Here is an 18,668-nt window from a genome sequence, read left to right as displayed (position 1 = left end):
GGGCAGAACCTCCACGGTGTGCGGACCGGCCGGGCCGCTGCGAACACGGATCGAGGGTGAAGGTGGGGGAGCCGATGAAGGGTGGCAAGTCCGCGGCAGAGGTCTTCGACGACGTCGGCGCACGGTACGAGGAGGTGTTCGGGCGCGTCCCCGGACAGCTCGCGGCGCTGGACTGGCTCACCGCCCGCCTCGCCCCCGGCGCCCGCGTCCTGGACGTCGGCAGCGGTACGGGCCGCCCGGCCGCCGAGGCGCTCGCGCGGGCCGGCTGCGCGGTGACCGGCATCGACGTCTCGGCGCACATGGTCGACCTCGCGCGCTCCCGGGTCCCGCAGGCCCGCTTCGAGCAGGCCGACGTCCGGACGTACGAGCCCGCGGAGGGCCCCTTCGACGCGGTGTGCTCCTTCTTCCCGCTGCTCGTGATGGACCAGCGGGCGATCGCGACGGCTCTGCAGCGGATGGCCTCGTGGGTGGCGCCGGGCGGGTACTTCGTTCTGGCGACCGTGCCGGGGGACATCAGCGACCTCGACATCGTCTGGATGGGGCACGAGGTCACCGTCAGCAGTCTGTCCCCGGCGGAGCACCTGCGGCTGCTGGGCGCGGCAGGCCTGGAGGTGGTGGAGCACCACACCGCGCTGTTCCGGCCCGCGGGGGTCGAGCCCGAGGAGCACTTCTTCTGCTACGCCCGCCGCCCCGCCTGAGCGAGCGCTGGTCCGTTGGCCGCAGGTGGCCGAAGAATACCCTTCAGTACTGGGCCAATGGCCCAGTGATACGGAGGTGTGTTGAGCCAGTGGGCCCTCGGATGCTTATCTGTGTCGTATCCATGTACTTACGGCGCCGCGCAGCGCCGGGCGGCAACGAGGCCGGTCCGGAGCGCGGTGCCTTCGCCGTGCCCGCCTGCCGCCCACCACCCCCGGGCGGACGCCGGACCGGCGCGCACCACTGCAAGGGGGGCGGCACACCGCCGTGAAGAGGATGTTCGTGGCTCCGGATCCGGGGCGCCTGAGACTGAGGAACTCGCTGCGGGCCGTGCTCGGCGTCGGGCTCGCCGTCGCCGTGGCCGAGCTCTGCGGCCTCTCCCTCACCGCTTCCATCACCGGGGGACTGGCGGCCCTGCTCACCCTGTTCACCGTGCTCGACACGACCGTGCGGGCCCAGCGCGTGACCAGCGCCCTGCTGCCCGTCGCCGGATTCCCCGTCCTCGCACTGGCCACCACCCTGCACGGGGTGCCGCTCGCCCGGGACGCCGCCTTCCTCGCCGTCGTGTTCGCCGGGGTCTACGCCCGCCGCTGGGGGCCGCGCGGGCACGCCCTCGGGATCTTCGGCTTCATGATGTTCTTCGTCACCCAGTTCCTGCACGCCGTGCCCGGCCAGCTGCCCGAGCTGTACGCCGCCGTCGGGCTGGCGCTGCTGTCCGCCGGAGCGGTGCGGTTCCTCCTCTGGCCGATCGAGCGGCGCACCCCGCCGCCCGCCGCGCCGCCCGGCCTGCCCGGCACCGGCCTGGCCCGGCCGACCACGCGGCAGGCCTTCCAGGCCACCGCCGCCTGCGCCTTCGCGCTCGGCATCGGCCAGGCGCTCTCCGACGACCGCTGGTACTGGGCCGTCGGCACCGCCTGGTGGATCTTCGTCAACACCGCCTCCCGCGGCGAAACCCTCGTCCGCGGGTTCCGCCGGGTCCTCGGCACGGTCGTCGGCATCGCCGCCGGGCTGCTGATCGCCGTACCCCTGCACGGGGCGCCCGCGCCCACCGCCGCCCTGGTCGCGGTATCCGTCTTCGGGATCTTCTACACCGCGGCGCCCTCGTACTCCTGGATGATGTTCTTCGTCACCGTCATGGCCGGACTGCTCTACGGGCTCCTCGGCGTCCTGCACCCCGGCCTGCTGCTCCTGCGCTTCGAGGAGACCGCGATCGGCGCGCTGGGCGCGGCCCTCGCCGTGGTGCTCGTCCTCCCGGTGACCACGCACGCCGCCAACGACGCCTGGATCCAGCGCGCCCTGCACTGCGTACGGGCCTCCACGGCGGCCGCCCAGGGCCGCCTCGCCGGGGACCCCGAGGCCGATCCCGCCCCGCACGCCGCCGAACTCGAACTGCTGCTGGCCCGCGTACGGATGGCCCTCGCGCCCCTCGTCCACCCGCTGAGCCCGCTGCGCGCCCGCAAGGCCCGGGCCCGGCAGGTCCTCGGGCTGCTCGACGACTGCGCCCGCGAGGTGCGCGGACTGGTGGCCGTCGCCGCCGACCCGCAGGCCTCGCACGACGCCCGGCTGGCCGCCGCGTGCTGGCGGGTGGAGAGCGCCGTGGAGGCGCTGACCGCCCCTCGGGCCGTGGCGGAACGCGCCGTTCCCGCCCACCCCCGGCCCGCCGCCGCGGAGCCGGCCCTCGCGCACCTGCACGGCCTGGAGCACGCCCTCGCGGCCCTCCACACCCCTCTGCGCACCGACCCCCGCGCGCCCCTCGCCATCGGCGCCTGATCCGGCCCGGGTCCTGATCTACGAGGTCAGGGGCCTGATGGCGGCAGATCTTACGCCCTGTCAGGACCGCTCCGCAGGGCAATGGCCCGAAGATCACTCGGTGGAGTTGTTCCGGCCGTGCGTGCCATACGCCGCTGACTTGCGGCATGTACAACGGGTGGTTGTTGACAGCACATTCATCTGGCACGTACAGGGTGGATCTGGTCGGACAGGGGGTAACCGCCCGGGATGGAAATACTTCAACAGCGCTCGACCACAGCCCAAGTGTGGGAAGCAGCCGAGGAGTTCATCCGACTCTTCCACCGGGAGAATCCGCCGGCGGGTGATCCGCGGGCCCGGCTCGCCGCCGTGCGGGCCGAGCTCGCGGACACCGGAAGCTATCGGCACACCCCGCAGGAGCTCGTCCACGGGGCCCGTGTCGCCTGGCGCAACAGTAACCGCTGCATCGGCAGGCTGTACTGGAACTCGCTGCGCGTGCGCGACCGCCGCGAGATAACCGACGCCGACGACATAGCCGCCGAGTGCTTCGAGCACCTGCGCGACGCGACCAACGGCGGCCGGGTCAGACCGACCATCACCGTCTTCGCCCCGGACACCCCGGACCGCCCCGGCCCGCTGATATGGAGCGAGCAGCTCGTCCGGTACGCCGGATACGGGGACCACCACTCCGTCACCGTGGGCGACGCCCGCAACGCACCGCTCACCAGCGCCCTGCTCGGCCTCGGCTGGACCGGGGGCGCGGGCACCCCGTTCGATCTGCTGCCGCTGGTGGTCCAGGGCGTCGACGACAAGCCCCGCTGGTTCGAGACCCCGGCGGACGCCGTGCTGGAAGTCCCGATCGAGCACCCCGACGACGCCGGCTGGGCGGACTGGGGGCTGCGCTGGCACGCCGTACCCGCCATCTCCAACATGTGCCTGGAGATCGGCGGCATCCACTATCCGGCCGCGCCCTTCAACGGCTGGTACATGGGGACCGAGATCGGCGCCCGCAACCTCGCGGACACCGACCGGTACAACCTCCTCCCCGCCGTCGCCCGGCGCCTCGGCCTCGACACCGCCAGCGACCGCTCGCTGTGGAAGGACCGCGCGCTCGTCGAGCTCAACCGGGCCGTACTGCACTCCTTCGACCGGGCCGGGGTCACCATCGCGGACCACCACAGCGAATCCCGGCGCTTCCTCAGCCACATGGAGCGCGAGGAGCGCAAGGGGCGGGAGGTGGGCGCCGACTGGTCCTGGATCGTGCCGCCGATCTCGGGCTCCGCGACCCCGGTCTTCCACCGCACGTACGACGACCGGCCGAGCTCGACGGCGTACGTGCACCACCCGGGCGCGCAGGAACGGACCCAAGGGCGGGATCTGGTCTAGACCTTCTGTTACCGTCGGCTCCGCACGGATCGATCCGGAACGGTGGAGAGGGGCATCCCGTGGGCGGCGCGGACGGTACGGATCTTGCGAACGGCACGGACGGCAGGGGCGGCACGGACGGCAGGGATGGCCGGAGCGGCGGACTGCGGGCCCACATCGGCTCGTTCACCTCGGGAGGCGGCCGCGGCATCACCACCGCGGCCGTGGACCCGGCGACCGGTGCGCTGACCTTCCTCTCCGCCACCGACGCGGTCGCGGACCCCTCGTACCTCGCCCTCGACCGGGACACCGGGGTGCTCTACGCCGTGAGCGAGACGGAGCAGGGTGCGGCCGCCGCCTTCCGGCCCACCTCCGAGGGCCTCACCGCCCTCGGCCCCGCCGTCCGCGTCGGCGGCTCCGGTCCGACCCACCTCGGCGTGGCCGGGCGCCGGCTGCTGACCGCCAACTACACCTCCGGCAGCGTCAGCAGCCTCCCGCTCGCCGCGGACGGCAGCTTCTCCGGGCCCGCCTCGGTCCTCGCGCACGAGGGTTCGGGCCCCGACGCGAGCCGCCAGGAACGGCCGCACGCCCACCAGGTGCTGCCCGATCCGAGCGGCCGCTGGGTGCTCAGCGTGGACCTCGGCACCGATTCGGTCCGGGTCTGCGCGCCGGACCCGGCCACCGGGGCGCTGCGCCTGCGCGGCGAGACCGTGCTGCGTGCCGGGACGGGCCCGCGCCACCTCGCCTTCCACCCGGGCGGCGAGGTGGTCTACGTCCTGCACGAGCTGGAGCCGCAGCTGACCGTCTGCCGCTGGAAAGCCGGCTCCGGGCAACTGGAACCGATCGATGAGGTTCCGGTCGCGTCCGAGGCCGCTCCAGGGGCCGTACGGGCCTACCCGTCGGCCGTGGTGGCCTCGCCCGACGGCCGCTTCGTGTGGGCGGCCGTGCGCGGAGCCGACGCCATCGCCACCCTCTCGCTCGCCGACGGGGCCGAGAGGCCGCGGCTGGTGGGCAGCGTGGACTGCGGCGGCAGCTGGCCGCGGGACCTGGCCGCCGACCCCTCGGGGCGCAGGCTGTACGCGGCCAACGAGCGCTCCGGGGACGTCACCTGGTTCGACGTCGACCCCCTGACCGGGCAGCCGCGCCGGGCCGGCTCGGTGCCGGTGCCGGCCGCGACCTGCGTGGTCTTCGCCTGATCCGACTGCCCGACTGCCCGCGGCCGTGTACGCACGGACGAGGGCCCGCGCCCCAGGAGTTCAACTCCCGGGGCGCGGGCCCTCGTACGAGCGGACCTGCGCGGGATCAGTGGGCAGCGGCGCCCTGGGTGAGGCCGAGCGCCGCGGAGTACTGGGTGACGACCAGCTTGCCGAGCGCCGAGTAGGCCCCGAGCACCTCGGCGGCCGCACAGTCGGCCTCCTTGCAGGCCGTGTCCAGCAGCCCCTCGGCGGCTTCCGGGCCGATCAGGTAGGGGGCCAGCGCGAGCTGCGTCGAACCCTCGCTGCGCAGCTGCTCGGCAACCGCGGCCACCGAGCCCTCCTGGTCGAGCGCGGCGGCCTTGACGGGCACCGCGAGGCGCGCGGCCAGCAGCATGCCGGTGACCGCGGCGGCCTGGACGGCCTCCTCGCCGCCGGTGGTGGCCACGATGATGCCGTCGGCGGCGGTGGTGACGGTGAACAGCCGGGCGCGGTCGGCGCGGGCCAGTCCGGCCTCGGAGAGCCGCACGTGCAGGCCCTCGGCGAGCAGCGGGTGCGGGCCGAGCACCTCGGCCAGCTCGGCGGCGGCCGAGGAGTCCATGACGGCCTGGCGCATCCGCCGCAGCAGGTCGGCGTCGGGGCCGGCCAGCAGCGGGACGACCACGGCGTCCGGGCCGGTCGGCGCGGGTACCTCGTGGCCGGCGGTGCGGGCGAACTCCGCGCGGGCGACGCGCTCGGCCGCGACCGAGGTCAGCACGCGGGAGAGGGCCGGGAACTCGGAGCCCTCGGCGTCATCGCCTTCAAGGAAGCCGATGCGGGCGTCCAGGCCCGGCAGCTCGGAGCGGCCGATGCTGATGATCTCTTCCGCGAGCCCACGAGAGGCGGCCGAAGGGGCACCGGGCACGGCGAGCACCAGCGCGGGCGCGCCCTCGGGCGCCACCGCGGGCTCGGGTCGGCGGTGCCGTCCGGCAGGGCGGGGTCGCGGCATTCGTACGGGCAGGCCATTCGCGGGCCCAGTGGGGGAGCTCATGGCGCCGCATGCTACTGGCTTATCGGAACCGAGTGTTCGGGCAGGGCCTCAATGGGCGGCTTCTGTCCGTATTTATCCGTGAAATGTCGTATACCGTTCAACAGAAAGCCCAACAGAAAGATCAACCGAAAGATCAACCGGCGGCCGGAAGGTGCCAGTCCACCGGCTGGGCTCCCTGGCGGACCAGCAGGTCATTGGTCCTGCTGAACGGCCGCGAGCCGAAGAACCCATTGGCGGCGGACATGGGTGAGGGGTGGACGGACTCCACCGCCGGCAGCTCGCCGAGCAGCGGCCGCAGATTGCGGGCGTCCCGGCCCCACAGCACCGACACGAGGGGCTTCCCGCGCGCGGCCAGCGCCCTGATGGCCTGCTCGGTGACGGTCTCCCAGCCCTTGCCGCGGTGGCCCCCGGTCTTGCGCGGGGCGGTGGTCAGCGCGCGGTTCAGCAGCAGCACACCCTGCCGGGTCCACGGGGTCAGGTCCCCGTTCGCCGGCCGGGGTACGCCGAGGTCCGCGTACAGCTCACGGAAGATGTTGTCGAGGCTGGGCGGCCACGGGCTGACGTCGGGCGCCACCGAGAAGGACAGGCCCATCGCGTGCCCCGGGGTGGGGTACGGGTCCTGGCCGACGATGAGCACCTTCACCTCGTCGAAGGGCTGTTGGAAGGCGCGCAGTACGTTCGCCCCGGCGGGCAGGTACGTCCTCCCCGCCGCGATCTCGGCGCGCAGGAAGTCGCCCATCGCGGCGATCTGCGCCGCCACCGGCTCCAGAGCCAGGGCCCAGCCCGGCTCGACGATCTCGTTCAACGGTCGTGCTGCCACAGCGAGTCACTCTACTGGCCGATTCAGTGAGCGACGACCGCCGCCCGCACGCACAGGACGTCGGGCAGATGCCCGGCCAGCAGCTGCCAGCTGTCCCCGTCGTCGTGGCTGGCGTACAACTCGCCGTTGCGGTTGCCGAAGTAGACCCCCGCCGGGTCCGCGTCGTCCGTGCACAGGGCGTCCCGCAGCACCGTCCCGTAGTGGTCCCCGGCCGGCAGTCCGCGCGTGAGCGGCTCCCAGGTCGCGCCCGCGTCCTGCGTACGGAACACCCGGCACCGGTGCTCCGCCGGGACCCGGTCGGAGTCGGCGTTGAGCGGGAAGACGTACGCGGTGTCCGGCCGGTGCGGGTGCGCGGCCACCGCGAAGCCGAAGTCGGAGGGCAGGCCGGCGCCGATGTCGGTCCACCGCGCCCCGGCGTCGTCGCTGCGGTACACGCCCCAGTGGTTCTGCAGGTACAGCCGCTTCCGGTCCCCGGCGTCCTGGGCGATCTTGTGCACGCACTGGCCGAACTCCGGATGCGGATCCGGCAGGAACACCGCCGAGACGCCTTCGTTGGACGGGGTCCAGCGGGCGCCGCCGTCCAGGGTCCGGAACACCCCGGCGGTGGAGACCGCCACCGTCACCTTGGCGGGGTCGGCCGGGTCCGTCAGCACCGTGTGCAGGCCCTCGCCGCCGCCGCCCGGCACCCAGCTCCCCCGGCTCGGGTGCTCCCACAGCGGGCGGACCAGCTCGAAGGACTCCCCGCGGTCCGTCGAGCGGAACAGCGCGGCCGGCTCCGTCCCCGCGTACACCACGTCCGGCGCCTCGGGACCGGCCGGGTGCAGCTGCCAGACCCGCTCCAGCGAGGCCCCGGTGTCCTTCGGGAACTTCACGGCGGGGGCGGCGGGCTCGTGCCAGCTCGCCCCCAGGTCGTCGGAGGTGAACACGGACGGCCCCCAGTGCGAGCTGTCGGCGCCGACGAGCAGCCGGGGCACGGGTCCGCGCCGGTCGACCGCGACGGCGTAGACGGCCTGGGCGTTGAAATGGGGCCCGTCGAGCTCCCAGGGGCCACCGCCCCGCCTGCGGCCGATGAACAGGCCCTTGCGGGTCCCCGCGAGCAGGATCACCTCGGACATGGCCGACATGGCCGACACCTCCGGACTTCGCCGTCCCGGTCACTGCGTACCGTTTCCAGCCAGTCTGCACCCGGCCACCGACAGCGGCCGGTCCGCCGGTCCGCTGCGCCGAGCAGTCGGTCGGCATCGATCAACAGGCGTATCCAAAGGGTGGCTACTTGATCGTAGGAGGCCGATGGGGGTTGACTTCCACCTCTGCCACCGCACGCGAGAGGCAATACGTGGCCACCGAGCACCTGTCACCGCTCGACCTCGCCTTCTGGCGGATCGAATCCGCCGCCCACCCCATGCACCTCGGCGCCCTCGCGGTCTTCGAATCCGCCCCGCGGGACACCCCCGGCGCCGGCCCCGGCCCCGACCCCGCCGTCCGTGCCGCCGCACTGCTCACCGCCCGCTGCCCCGCCGTCCCCGGCCTGCGCCGCCGCATCCATGACGTTCTGCTGCCGATCGGCGCCGCCGCCTGGTCGCCCGACGCGGACTTCGATCCCGCCCGGCACGTGTTCCTCGTCCGCACCCCGGACCCGCGGGCCGCCGCCGGGCCCCTGATGGCGCGGCCGCTGGACCGCGGCCGGCCGCCCTGGGAGGCGCACGTCCTGGCCGGGCCCGATCCGGGCTCCTTCGCGGTGCTCTTCAAGTTCCACCATGCCCTCGCCGACGGGCTCGGGGCCCTGGCGCTGGCGGCCCTGCTCTTCGACGAGGGCCCGACCGTACGGGGTCCCGTGCGACCGGTCCCGGCAGCGCGGCCCGCCGCCGGCTCCGCCCTGCGCGGCCTCCCGGGGATGCTGGCCGCCCGGGTCCAGGACGTCGGCCAGGCCCTGGAGATCGGCGCCTCCGTGGCCCGCGCCGGACTGCCCCTCGGGGTCCCGGCGGCCCTGACGGCCGTCCCGGCGCGGACCGGCTCCCGCGTGGTCGCCGGCCTGGCGCTCGACCTCGACGACGTCAACCGCATCCGGAAGGTCGCCGGAGGCACCGTCAACGACGTGCTGATCGCCCTGGTCGCAGGCGCCCTTCGGCGCTGGCTGCTGGGCCGCGGCGACCCGGAGCCCGAGGGCCCCGGCCCGCGCGCCCTGATACCGGTCTCCCGACGCCGGCCCGGCGGCGCGGCGAAGTACGGCAACCGGCTCTCCGGCTACCTGCTCCGGCTCCCGCTCGCCGAACCGGACCCGCTGCTGCGCCTGGACCGGGTGCGGCTCGGCATGGACCGCAACAAGGAGGCCGGACCCGCCCGCGGCGCCGGGGCCGTCGCCCTGCTCGCCGACCACGTCCACCCCCTCGGCCACCGGCTCGGCGGCCCCCTGGTCGCCCAGGCGGCCCGGCTGCTCTTCGACATCCTGGTCACGAGCGTCCCGCTGCCCGGCTTCACCTTCTCGCTCGGCGGCAGCCGGGTCCGCGAGGTCTATCCGCTGGCCCCGCTCGCCCGCGGCCACTCCCTCGCGGTCGCGGTCTCCACGTACAAGGGCACGGTCCACTACGGCCTGGTCGCCGATGCGGCCGCCGTGCCGGACCTGGCGGCCCTCGCGGAGGCGCTGCGCGCCGAACTCGACGAGCTTGTACGAGAGGTCTCGTAGTACGGGATAAATCGTAGTACGCTGACTCTCGTACAAGCCGCCGATCCGCGGCGTGCCCGGCCACCTCCGGAGAGTCCTTCATGAGTGCTGCCCCCATCGCCCCCGCCGCCCACGTCCCGGCCACCCACGCCGAGGCCCTCTTCGAGCCCTTCACCCTGCGCTCGGTCACCGCGCGGAACCGGATCTGGATGGCGCCGATGTGCCAGTACGTCGCCGAGGCCTCGGGTCCGGCCGCGGGCGTGGCCCACGCCTGGCACTTCGCGCACTACGCGGCCCGCGCGGTGGGCGGCACCGGCCTGATCCTCCAGGAGGCCACCGCCGTCTCCCCGGAGGGCCGGATCTCCCCGTACGACCTCGGCATCTGGAACGACGCGCAGGTCGAGGCACTGCGCCCGATCACCTCCTTCATCAAGGCCCAGGGCGCCGTCCCGGGCATCCAGATCGCCCACGCAGGGCGGAAAGGTTCGACCGGCCGGCCCTGGGAGGGCGGCCGATACGTCGGCCCCGAGGCGGACGGGTGGCTGCCGAGCGCCCCGAGCCCGGTGCCCTTCGCCGAGGGCGACCCGGTGCCGCACGAGCTGACGACCGCCGAGATCCACGAGATCACGGGGCAGTTCGCGGCGGCCGCGCGGCGCGCGCTGGCCGCGGGCTACGAGGTCGTCGAGATCCACGGCGCCCACGGCTACCTCATCGGCCAGTTCCTCTCCTCGGAGAGCAACCGGCGCACCGACGCGTACGGCGGCTCCTTCGAGAACCGGGCCCGCTTCGCCCTCGAAGTCGTCGACGCCGTACGGGCGGTGTGGCCCCAGGAGCTGCCGCTGTTCTTCCGGGTCTCCGCCACCGACTGGCTGGAGGAGTCCGGCTGGACCTCCGAGGACACGGTCCGGCTGGCCGCACTGCTCCAAGGCCGCGGGGTGGACCTGCTGGACGTGTCCACCGGCGGGATGGCCCCGAAGGCCAACATTCCGGCAGGGCCCGGCTTCCAGGTGCCGTTCGCGGCCGAGGTCAAGGCCCGGACCGGCCTCCCGGTGGCCGCCGTCGGGCTGATCACCGAGCCGGAGCAGGCCGGCGCGATCCTGGCGGACGGGCAGGCGGACGCGGTCCTGCTCGGCCGCGAGCTGCTGCGCGACCCGTACTGGGCCCGTACCGCGGCCGCCGCACTGGGCGCCGAACGGGCCGCCGAGCCGGGCACCGGGGTACGGGTGCCCGTCTCGTACCACCGTGCCTGGTAGCCGCCACCGGGAGCACGTGTGCGCGTCCCTTCCGGCGGCAGTCGATGTACTACGGTGGTTCTCGTACGAACAGGGGACCCGGAAGAGACGAGGGCAGACGTGACGGATACGGCCACCACCCGTGCGCTCGCGCATCCCGGGCTCGCCGAGATCCGGCTCGAAGCGGTGCTGCACGCACTGTCGGACCCGATCCGGCTGTCGATCGTGCGGGACCTCGCGGCCACGCCGGACGAGCTGGCGTGCTCGTACTTCGACCTGCCGGTCACCAAGTCGACGACCACGCACCACTTCCGCGTCCTGCGGGAGGCCGGTGTGGTCCGCCAGGCCTACCGGGGGACGGCGAAGATGAACGGCCTGCGCGGCGCGGAGCTGGAGAGCCTGTTCCCGGGGCTGCTCGACAGCGTGCTCGCGGCGGCCGCCGCGGAAGAGGCGCGCCTGGCGGGCTAGATCGCCAGGCACCGGACCGGCCCGAGCTCAGGCGCCCGCGTTCGCCGCCGTCAGCAGGCCCGGCCAGTCCGGGATCTTCACCGAGCGGCGGCCCAGCGAGCGCCCGAGATCGGTCTCCGCCGTCTCGATGGCCAGCCAGCCCGGCCATTCCACCGGGTGCAGCCCCGCCGCCCGCAGGGCGTCCAGCGGGTCGCCCGGCAGCTCCCGCCGGGCCAGCACCGCCGCGTCCTGGAGCAGCGAGGACGCCGTCTCCTTGGCGCAGGGCCGGTTGGTGCCGATCACCCCGGTCGGGCCGCGCTTGATCCAGCCCGCCACGTACTCGCCCACCGAGGCCCGGCCCTCGCGCAGCACCCGGCCCGCGGCGTGCGGAACCGTGGCCTTCACCGGGTCGAACGGCAGGCCCGGCAGCGGAACCCCCTGGTACCCCACCGAGCGCAGCACCAGCTGTGCCTCGATGTCCTCGTACGAGCCCGTCCCGGTGACCCCGCCGCGGCCGTCCGGGGTGGTCCGCTCGAAGCGCATCCCGGCGACCCGGCCGCCGGGGCCGGCCAGCACCTCCACCGGGCGCAGGTAGAACCGCAGGCCGATCCGGCGCTGCGCGCCGCCGGGGTCCTGCCCGGCCCAGCCGCGCAGCACCTCCAGGTTGCGCCGGGCCACCGCGGGCAGCGCGGCGGCCGCGTCCTGGTCGGTGTACGCGGGGTCGAGGGCCAGCTCGGCGGGGTCCACCTCGGCGGCCACGCCCGGCAGCGTGCCCAGCTCCCGCAGCTCCTTGGTGGTGAACTTGCCCTGCGAGGGCCCGCGTCGGGCCACCATCGACACCGACTTCACCCCGCTGTCCGCGAGCGCGCCCAGGGCCGGCTGCGGCATGTCGGTCGGGGCCAGTTCCTGTTCGCCCCGGGCCAGCATCCGCGTCACGTCCACGGCCACGTTGCCCGCCCCGACGACCACCGCCGAGCCCACCCCGGGCAGGTCGAAGGCCTCGGCCACGGCGTCCGGGTGGCCGCTGTACCAGGCGACGAAGGCCGTCGCGGAGTGCACCCCGGCCAGCTCCTCGCCCGGGATGCCGAGCAGCCGGTCGCGGGCGGCGCCCACGCAGTACACCACCGCGTGGTACAGCTCCAGCAGCCGTGCGGTGGGCAGCTGCGGTCCGCCGACCTCGACGTTGCCGAGGAAGCGGATTCGCTCGTCCTCCAGCACGGTGCGCAGGCTGCCCTGGAGCGACTTGATCTTCTCGTGGTCGGGGGCCACCCCGTAGCGCACCAGCCCGTACGGCGCGGGCAGCCGGTCCAGCACGTCGACCCGGACGCCCGGCACCTCACGCTGCTGCACCAGGGTCTGAGCGGCGTAGACCCCGCTGGGGCCCGAACCGACGACGGCGACACGAAGCACGGCGGAGCTCCTCCCGCAGGTGCTCCCAGCATGCCACCGGGCCCGGCGGCCGTCAGCCCATCGCGCGCATCCGGTGGATCTCGGCGGTCTGGGTGGCCACCACCTCGTTGGCCATTTCCTCCACCGCGCCGTTGTTTCCGGCGGCCAGCGCCTCGCCCGCCATCTTGACGGCGCCCTCGTGGTGGGCGGTCATCAGGGTGAGGAAGAGCTTGTCGAAGTCCGCGCCCTTCGCCCCGGCGAGCTGTTCGAGCTGCTGCCCGGTCGCCATGCCGGGCATCGCGCCGTGGTCGTGCCCGGCCGCCGGGGCCCCGGAGGGTGCCGGGTAGCGCGCCGACCACTTCTCCATCGCGCCGATTTCGGGCTGCTGGGCGGCCGTGATCCGCTCGGCGAGCCGTTTGACCGCATCCGCCGAGGCCCGGTCCGGGGCCAGTGCGCTCATCGTGAGGGCCTGCCGGTGGTGTTCGACCATGTGCTGTACGTAGGTCCGGTCGGCCGCGTTGGGGCCGTCGTCCGGCTGCCGCTTCGCCGCCTCCTCGGGGGAGAGGGTGCGGGCCTTCTCGCCCGGTCTGCCTGGGGCGATGACCGCCGCGCCGCCGTTCTTGGCCCCGTCGCCGCCGTCCCCGTCGCGGCAGCCGGCCAGGGCGAGCAGGATCCCGGCGGCCACGGCCGCCGCGGTCGTTCGGCCGAGTAACCCTTTTGCCATGTCCATGAAGGGAACATACTGCCGGGGACCGCTCCGGTACCCCGGCGGGCGCGTTCCCACCACGAGCGGAATCGATCGGACTCCATGGGAGGGCACAGTGACCTCGAAGCTCACCACCAGAGTGCGGCACAGGAGTCTGGGGGCGGCCGTGGCCGCGGCCGGGCTGCTGACCACGCTGTTCGCGGCCGGCCCCGCGGCCGCCACCCCCGATCCCGGGGACTTATCGCCCGGCAGGGCTGCCACGCAGGGCGGCGACCCGGCGGCGGGCGGGCGCGCTCTCGCCCCGGGTGAGATCCCCGGCCAGGACGAGATCGTGCACAGCGCCAACGTCAAGCACCTGACCAACATCCCGAGCACCTACCCGGGCGTCATCAACACCGACCTGGCCTTCCAGGGCAAGTACGCCTACGCCGGCAACTACAACGGCTTCACCATCTATGACATAGGCGACCCGAAGGCCCCGAAGACCGTCAGCCAGGTGCTCTGCCCCGGCGGCCAGAACGACGTCTCCGTCCAGGGGGACCTGCTCTTCCTCTCCACCGACTCCTCGCGCAGCGACGACTCCTGCAACAGCGTCTCGCAGCCCGCGACGGAGAAGTCCTCGTGGGAGGGCATCAAGATCTTCGACATCAAGGACAAGAAGAACCCCAAGTACATCAAGTCCGTGGAGACCGACTGCGGCTCCCACACCCACACGCTGGTGCCGGGCGAGCGCGACATCTACCTCTACGTGGCCTCGTACTCCCCGAACGAGGCGTTCCCCGACTGCCAGCCGCCGCACGACGGCATTTCCGTGATCAAGGTCCCGAAGAAGAACCCGACGCAGGCAGCGGTCGTCGCCTTCCCCGTCCTCTTCCCGGACGGCGGCAACCCGGGCGCGCCCACCAACCCCGGTGTCAGCAAGACCACCGGCTGCCACGACATCACCGTGCTGCCGTCGAAGAAGCTGGCCGCCGGCGCCTGCATGGGCGACGGCATCCTCTTCGACATCAGCAAGCCCGAACAGCCTCGGGTCATCGACCGGGTGCAGGACAACGTGAACTTCGCGTTCTGGCACTCGGCGACCTTCAACGAGAAGGCCGACAAGGTGGTGTTCACCGACGAGCTGGGCGGCGGGGGCGGCGCCACCTGCAACGAGGCTACCGGCCCGAACCGCGGGGCCGACGGCATCTACGACATCACCGGCCGCGGCGACCAGCGCAAACTCGTCTTCCGCAGCTACTTCAAGATCCCGCGCATCCAGGCCGACACCGAGAACTGCGTGGCGCACAACGGCTCGCTGATCCCGGTCGGCGGCGGCCGCGACATCATGGTCCAGTCCTGGTACCAGGGCGGCGTCTCGATATGGGACTTCACCGACTCCGCCCGGCCCCAGGAGATCGGCTACTTCGAGCGCGGCCCGCTCACCACGGACCGGCTCGGACTCGGCGGGTCCTGGTCGGCGTACTACTACAACGGGTACGTCTACTCGAACGACATCGCCAAGGGCCTCGACGTGCTGAGGATCGACGACTGGCGCACCGAGAGCGCGAAGCGGGTGTGGATGGACCGGCTCAACGTGCAGACGCAGCCGGAGTACCACTGATCATGGCCTAGCCCGCTGAGGGAACGTTCCGCCGGGCGGTCCGCCGTCCGGCGGGAAGCCGAGCTCCCAGTCCAGCCCGTAGCGCTGGAACAGCTCCGCCCGCAGCCGCGCCGGCGGCATCGGGGCCCCCGGCAGCAGGACCGCGACCACCGCGCCCATGAGCAGCGCCCGCAGCAGCGGGTAGTCGGTGTCCACGTCCGCCGATCCGTACCGCGTGACCGTGTCCCGGAGCAGCTCCGCCAGCCGCTGCTGCTCCGGGCACTGTACGAACCCCTCGGCCTGGAGGATGCCCGCCATGTGTGTCCGCATCAGCAGCGGTTCGTCCCGGGCGAGCCCGAGGATCGCGTCGACGGCGCGGGCGAGCCGCTCGCGGCCGTCGTCGCTGCGCGGCTCGCGCTCCAGGGCCGAGCCCAGCGTGAGGTGCATCAGCCGGTGGACGGCCGACTGGAGCAGCTGCCGTTTGCCCGGGAAGTAGTACGAGACCAGGCCGCGGGCCGTGCCCGCCCGATCGGCGATGTCGCCGAGCGTCGTGGCCTCGTAGCCGCGTTCGGCGACGAGTTCGACCGTGGCCTGGAGCAGCCGCTCCCGGGAACGTCTGCGCAATTCTTCATTGACCGATGCGCTGCGCGGGGACATGCTTACTCCTGCGTTGACTGGCTCCCAGCCAATATACTCAGCGCACGGGGTCGCCTGCTCTGGGTGACGCGGGGGATCACCCAGAGCAGGGACTTCCACACCTCGGGGCAAGACGACTTTCGGCCTGCCGCCCGGACGGGCGCGATCAGGTCCGGTGAGATCGGGCGGGTGCGCTCAGGTGAGTGCGCTCAGACCCGGCATCAGGGCCACGACCAGCGGGACCGCCGGGACCAGTGTGGCCAGTGCGGTCAGCCGGAGCCGGCGGCCCGCCGACAACCGGGGCGCCGCCGACAGCAGCCGCCGCACCCGCTCCGACACGTGCGGCTGCGGGCTCGGACAGGGCCCGAACACCCCCCGGTCCTCGTTGAGCCCGACCAGCGCCAGCGCGATCGTCAGCCTCCCGAACCGCCGCGAGGCCACGTCGTCGGCGGCCAGTTCGACGAGCCGGTGCATCTCCGCCTCGAACGCCGCGAAGACCGGCACCTGCGGGAACCCGCCCGCCAGCGCCCGCGAGCAGTGCAGCAGCCAGTCGTGCCGGGCCTGCGCGTGCCCCTGCTCGTGCGCCAGCACGGCGTCCAGCTGGCTCCCCTTGAGCCGTCCGAGCGCGGCCGTGGTCACCACCAGCTGCGGGGCCGCGCCCGGCAGCCACCACGCGTCGGGCCGCGTCCCCTCCAGGACGACGAGCCGCGCCCCCGCCGGGTCCTCCCCGGGCAGCAGTGGCGCCCGTACGAGCAGCTCGGCGCCCTGCGCCCGGCGCCGGGCCCGGGCCCGCAGCACCTCCCGGGTCAGCCGGGCCCCGGTCCACAGCCCGCCGCCCGCCAGCGCCAGCGCGGTCCCCACGGCCCACGGGCCGCCGGTCGGGCCCAGCGCGTACGCGTCGACCACCCCGTGCGGGGCCGCCGCGAAGAGCCGCCCGCGGACCGCCAGCCAGGCGGCGGCCGCGCTCAGCAGCATCGACAGGGCGAGGCACAGGAGCACCGCGCCCACCACGCACTGCCACACCCACAACGCGACGACGGGCTCCCGCTCGGGCCATTCGGCCCGGGCCAGCAGACGGGGGGCGAGCACCGCGGTCAGGGCGCCGAGCAACAGGAGTGCGGCGGGGACCATCATGTCCGCCAGCCTATGAGCGCGGGGCTACCTGCGGGTACGGCCTTTCGCGATTGGTGACGCAGGACACGTTTGCCCGTCGGCTCCCAGAGCTTCACAGACTCAGCAGCATCGCCAACATCCCCATTCCCATGGCGAGTCGGCACGCCCGCGTCAGCTCCGCGGCCTTCACGGGCGGCCCGCCCGTGACCGGCTGCGCACCCCCGCCCGCCGTCACCAGCCGGGCCCCGCCGAGCAGCACGTACCCCGCGAAATAGAGGAGCAGCGCCCCGGTGACGAGCGGCAGGCCACCGCTGCGTCCGTGCCCGTGCCCGTCGGCCATCGTCAGCGCCATGTACCCCATGGCCAGCGAGCCGACCAGGTGGTGCGCGTGGTGCACCCCGCCCCTCAGCAGCCACAGCGCGTGCAGCGCGGCCCCGCAGAACACGGCCAGCAGGATCCCGGGCCCCCACGGGCCGATGCCCGAGGGCACGGCCATCACCGCCATCCCGAACGCCATCAGCGCCTCGCCCGCCGCCCCGCCGCGTGCCTCCCGCTGCGATCTGCGCACCCGCCACAGGCAGTACGCACCGCTCACGGCACACAGCAGTACGAGGAGCCAGGCGGAGAGGGAAGCGGAAAGGGACATCGCGGGACCGTGCACGGCGGAACCTCCCGGTTCGTCGGCGTCACGGGAAGAGATGCCCAGGCCCGGATGCCCGCACGCCGCTCCGGGTTAGGCTCTCCTTGCCGCACCGGGCATGTCATATGCCACCGAGCAGAACGGGAGCCCTCGATGTCGACCGCCCACCCCACCGCCCTGAACTTCCGCAGTGCCCTGGAGGCGGACGTACCGGAACTGGTGATCCTGGTCGAATCGGCCTACCGCGGCGACGCCAGCCGCGCCGGCTGGACCACCGAGGCGGACTACCTCGACGGGCAGCGCACCGACCCCGAGGGGGTCCGCGCGATCATCGACTCCGCCGACGGCATCCTGCTCGTCGTCGAGCGCGCCGGCGAGCTCGTCGCCTGCTGCCAGCTCGAACACCGGGGCGACCACGCCTACTTCGGGATGTTCGCGGTCCGCCCGGGGCTGCAGGGCGGCGGCCTCGGCAAGGAGATACTCGCCGAGGCCGAGCACCGCGCCCGCGAGACGTGGGGCGCCAAGGAGATGCGGATGACGGTGGTGAACGTACGGGAGGAGCTCATCGCCTACTACGTGCGCCGCGGATACCGGCGCACCGGCGAACTGAGCCCCTTCCCCTACGGCGACGAGCGCTTCGGCGTCCCGCTCCGCGACGACCTGGCCTTCGAGCTGCTGGTCAAGCCGCTGTAGTACGGAGCGGGAGGCGCCGTCAGGCGATGAACCGGCCCGTGCTGCGGATCTCCGGGAAGTCGGTGGCCGCGCCGTCCAGTTCGAGCGCCCGCGCCACCCGCAGCTGTTGCAGGGTGTTGACGGTCCAGCCGGTCACCCGCAGCCCGGCCGCGTGGACCGACTCCACCGTGTCCAGGGTGAGCTCGCGGATGTTCAGGGCGGCGGTGTGCGCACCGACGGCCAGCGCCCGGTCCACGATGGTCCTGCGGTGCCCGAGGTGCCGGTCCGCGTACAGGCAGCTGCGCACTCCCGGCAGCAGCCGGGCCGCCTCGGCGAGCACCTCGTCGCTGAAGGAGGCCACCTCCAGCCGTGCGCTCAGGTCGCGGCGCAGGACCAGCTCCGCCAGCGCCGCCGCGGTCGGCCCGTCCTGGACCGACACCTGGAGCGGGGTCCGGACCGCGTCCAGGACCTCCTCGAAGACCGGCACGCGTTCGCCCCGGCCGGCGTCCAGCTCGCGCAGCGCGGCCAGGGTCAGGTCGGCGACGGCTCCGGAGCCGTCGGTGGTGCGGTCCACCTCGGCGTCGTGCAGGACGACGAGCACGCCGTCCTTGCTCAGCTGCAGATCCAGCGCGATGACGTCCATCCCGGAACGTTCCGCGCGGACGAACGACCGCAGGGTGTTCTCCGGTTCGACACCCATGACCCCGCGGTGACCGATGGTGAGGAAAGTCAAGGT

18 protein-coding genes are annotated in these 18,668 nt (G+C 73.7%); 9 read left to right on the top strand and 9 right to left on the bottom strand.

What is annotated here, in order from left to right; all coding sequences use genetic code 11:
• Window positions 1-74: 74 nt before the first annotated feature.
• From ACIQU4_RS35840 to ACIQU4_RS35825, 4 genes are all read left to right on the top strand, one after another.
• Window positions 75-698, top strand: coding sequence for a class I SAM-dependent methyltransferase (locus ACIQU4_RS35840; RefSeq protein ID WP_403739974.1), 624 nt, complete (start codon window positions 75-77; stop codon window positions 696-698).
• Between the two features lie 274 nt (window positions 699-972).
• On the top strand, window positions 973-2,466 hold the full coding sequence (locus ACIQU4_RS35835; protein WP_403740063.1) for an FUSC family protein: 1,494 nt from the start codon (window positions 973-975) through the stop codon (window positions 2,464-2,466).
• 228 nt (window positions 2,467-2,694) lie between these two features.
• Window positions 2,695-3,831: a nitric oxide synthase oxygenase gene (locus ACIQU4_RS35830; protein ID WP_403739970.1), complete on the top strand. Its 1,137-nt coding sequence runs from the start codon at window positions 2,695-2,697 to the stop codon at window positions 3,829-3,831.
• Window positions 3,832-3,974: 143 nt separating this feature from the next.
• On the top strand, window positions 3,975-5,006 hold the full coding sequence (locus tag ACIQU4_RS35825; protein WP_403740060.1) for a lactonase family protein: 1,032 nt from the start codon (window positions 3,975-3,977) through the stop codon (window positions 5,004-5,006).
• 106 nt (window positions 5,007-5,112) lie between these two features.
• On the opposite strand, the gene ACIQU4_RS35820 is transcribed toward ACIQU4_RS35825, so the two are convergent.
• The 3 genes from ACIQU4_RS35820 to ACIQU4_RS35810 form a co-directional block, all read right to left on the bottom strand.
• Window positions 5,113-6,033: a sirohydrochlorin chelatase gene (locus tag ACIQU4_RS35820; RefSeq protein ID WP_403739967.1), complete on the bottom strand. Its 921-nt coding sequence runs from the start codon at window positions 6,031-6,033 to the stop codon at window positions 5,113-5,115.
• Window positions 6,034-6,166: 133 nt separating this feature from the next.
• On the bottom strand, window positions 6,167-6,853 hold the full coding sequence (locus ACIQU4_RS35815) for a uracil-DNA glycosylase (RefSeq protein ID WP_403739965.1): 687 nt from the start codon (window positions 6,851-6,853) through the stop codon (window positions 6,167-6,169).
• Window positions 6,854-6,876: 23 nt separating this feature from the next.
• Window positions 6,877-7,968 (bottom strand): WD40/YVTN/BNR-like repeat-containing protein, encoded by a 1,092-nt coding sequence (locus ACIQU4_RS35810; protein ID WP_403740058.1) that lies wholly within the window; start codon window positions 7,966-7,968, stop codon window positions 6,877-6,879.
• Between the two features lie 221 nt (window positions 7,969-8,189).
• On the opposite strand from ACIQU4_RS35810, the gene ACIQU4_RS35805 reads away from it, so the two are divergent.
• From ACIQU4_RS35805 to ACIQU4_RS35795, 3 genes are all read left to right on the top strand, one after another.
• Window positions 8,190-9,536, top strand: coding sequence for a wax ester/triacylglycerol synthase family O-acyltransferase (locus tag ACIQU4_RS35805; RefSeq protein ID WP_403740055.1), 1,347 nt, complete (start codon window positions 8,190-8,192; stop codon window positions 9,534-9,536).
• Between the two features lie 80 nt (window positions 9,537-9,616).
• Window positions 9,617-10,768, top strand: a complete 1,152-nt coding sequence (locus ACIQU4_RS35800; protein ID WP_403739963.1) for an NADH:flavin oxidoreductase/NADH oxidase — start codon at window positions 9,617-9,619, stop codon at window positions 10,766-10,768.
• A gap of 99 nt (window positions 10,769-10,867) precedes the next feature.
• Window positions 10,868-11,215, top strand: a complete 348-nt coding sequence (locus ACIQU4_RS35795; protein ID WP_403739961.1) for an ArsR/SmtB family transcription factor — start codon at window positions 10,868-10,870, stop codon at window positions 11,213-11,215.
• A 27-nt stretch (window positions 11,216-11,242) separates the two neighbouring features.
• On the opposite strand, the gene ACIQU4_RS35790 is transcribed toward ACIQU4_RS35795, so the two are convergent.
• Together ACIQU4_RS35790 and ACIQU4_RS35785 are read right to left on the bottom strand one after the other, a co-directional pair.
• On the bottom strand, window positions 11,243-12,604 hold the full coding sequence (locus ACIQU4_RS35790) for an FAD-dependent oxidoreductase (RefSeq protein WP_403739958.1): 1,362 nt from the start codon (window positions 12,602-12,604) through the stop codon (window positions 11,243-11,245).
• Window positions 12,605-12,656: 52 nt separating this feature from the next.
• Window positions 12,657-13,313: a DUF305 domain-containing protein gene (locus ACIQU4_RS35785; protein WP_403739955.1), complete on the bottom strand. Its 657-nt coding sequence runs from the start codon at window positions 13,311-13,313 to the stop codon at window positions 12,657-12,659.
• Between the two features lie 91 nt (window positions 13,314-13,404).
• On the opposite strand from ACIQU4_RS35785, the gene ACIQU4_RS35780 reads away from it, so the two are divergent.
• A complete protein-coding gene (locus tag ACIQU4_RS35780; protein WP_403739953.1) occupies window positions 13,405-14,892 on the top strand; it encodes an LVIVD repeat-containing protein in 1,488 nt (495 codons plus the stop codon).
• Here the strand turns inward: ACIQU4_RS35780 and ACIQU4_RS35775 are convergent, their stop codons facing one another.
• From ACIQU4_RS35775 to ACIQU4_RS35765, 3 genes are all read right to left on the bottom strand, one after another.
• Complete coding sequence (locus tag ACIQU4_RS35775) at window positions 14,893-15,528, bottom strand: TetR/AcrR family transcriptional regulator (protein ID WP_403739950.1); 636 nt, start codon at window positions 15,526-15,528, stop codon at window positions 14,893-14,895.
• A 174-nt stretch (window positions 15,529-15,702) separates the two neighbouring features.
• Window positions 15,703-16,641 (bottom strand): M56 family metallopeptidase, encoded by a 939-nt coding sequence (locus ACIQU4_RS35770; RefSeq protein WP_403739947.1) that lies wholly within the window; start codon window positions 16,639-16,641, stop codon window positions 15,703-15,705.
• A gap of 91 nt (window positions 16,642-16,732) precedes the next feature.
• The gene (locus tag ACIQU4_RS35765; RefSeq protein ID WP_403739944.1) at window positions 16,733-17,266 is read right to left on the bottom strand and encodes a DUF5134 domain-containing protein; all 534 of its coding nucleotides are present in this window, start codon (window positions 17,264-17,266) and stop codon (window positions 16,733-16,735) included.
• Window positions 17,267-17,413: 147 nt separating this feature from the next.
• Here ACIQU4_RS35765 and ACIQU4_RS35760 point away from each other — a divergent pair, with 147 nt between their 5' ends.
• On the top strand, window positions 17,414-17,953 hold the full coding sequence (locus tag ACIQU4_RS35760; protein WP_403739941.1) for a GNAT family N-acetyltransferase: 540 nt from the start codon (window positions 17,414-17,416) through the stop codon (window positions 17,951-17,953).
• A 19-nt stretch (window positions 17,954-17,972) separates the two neighbouring features.
• Here ACIQU4_RS35760 and ACIQU4_RS35755 read toward each other — a convergent pair whose 3' ends face one another.
• A complete protein-coding gene (locus ACIQU4_RS35755; RefSeq protein WP_403739938.1) occupies window positions 17,973-18,665 on the bottom strand; it encodes a glycerophosphodiester phosphodiesterase in 693 nt (230 codons plus the stop codon).
• Window positions 18,666-18,668 lie beyond the last annotated feature (3 nt).

Source organism: Streptomyces sp. NPDC090741 (assembly GCF_044769045.1).
Taxonomy (GTDB): Bacteria; Actinomycetota; Actinomycetes; order Streptomycetales; family Streptomycetaceae; genus Streptomyces.
The sequence above is the reverse complement of the archived record's forward strand: the minus strand, read 5'-3'. Positions and strand labels throughout refer to the sequence as shown.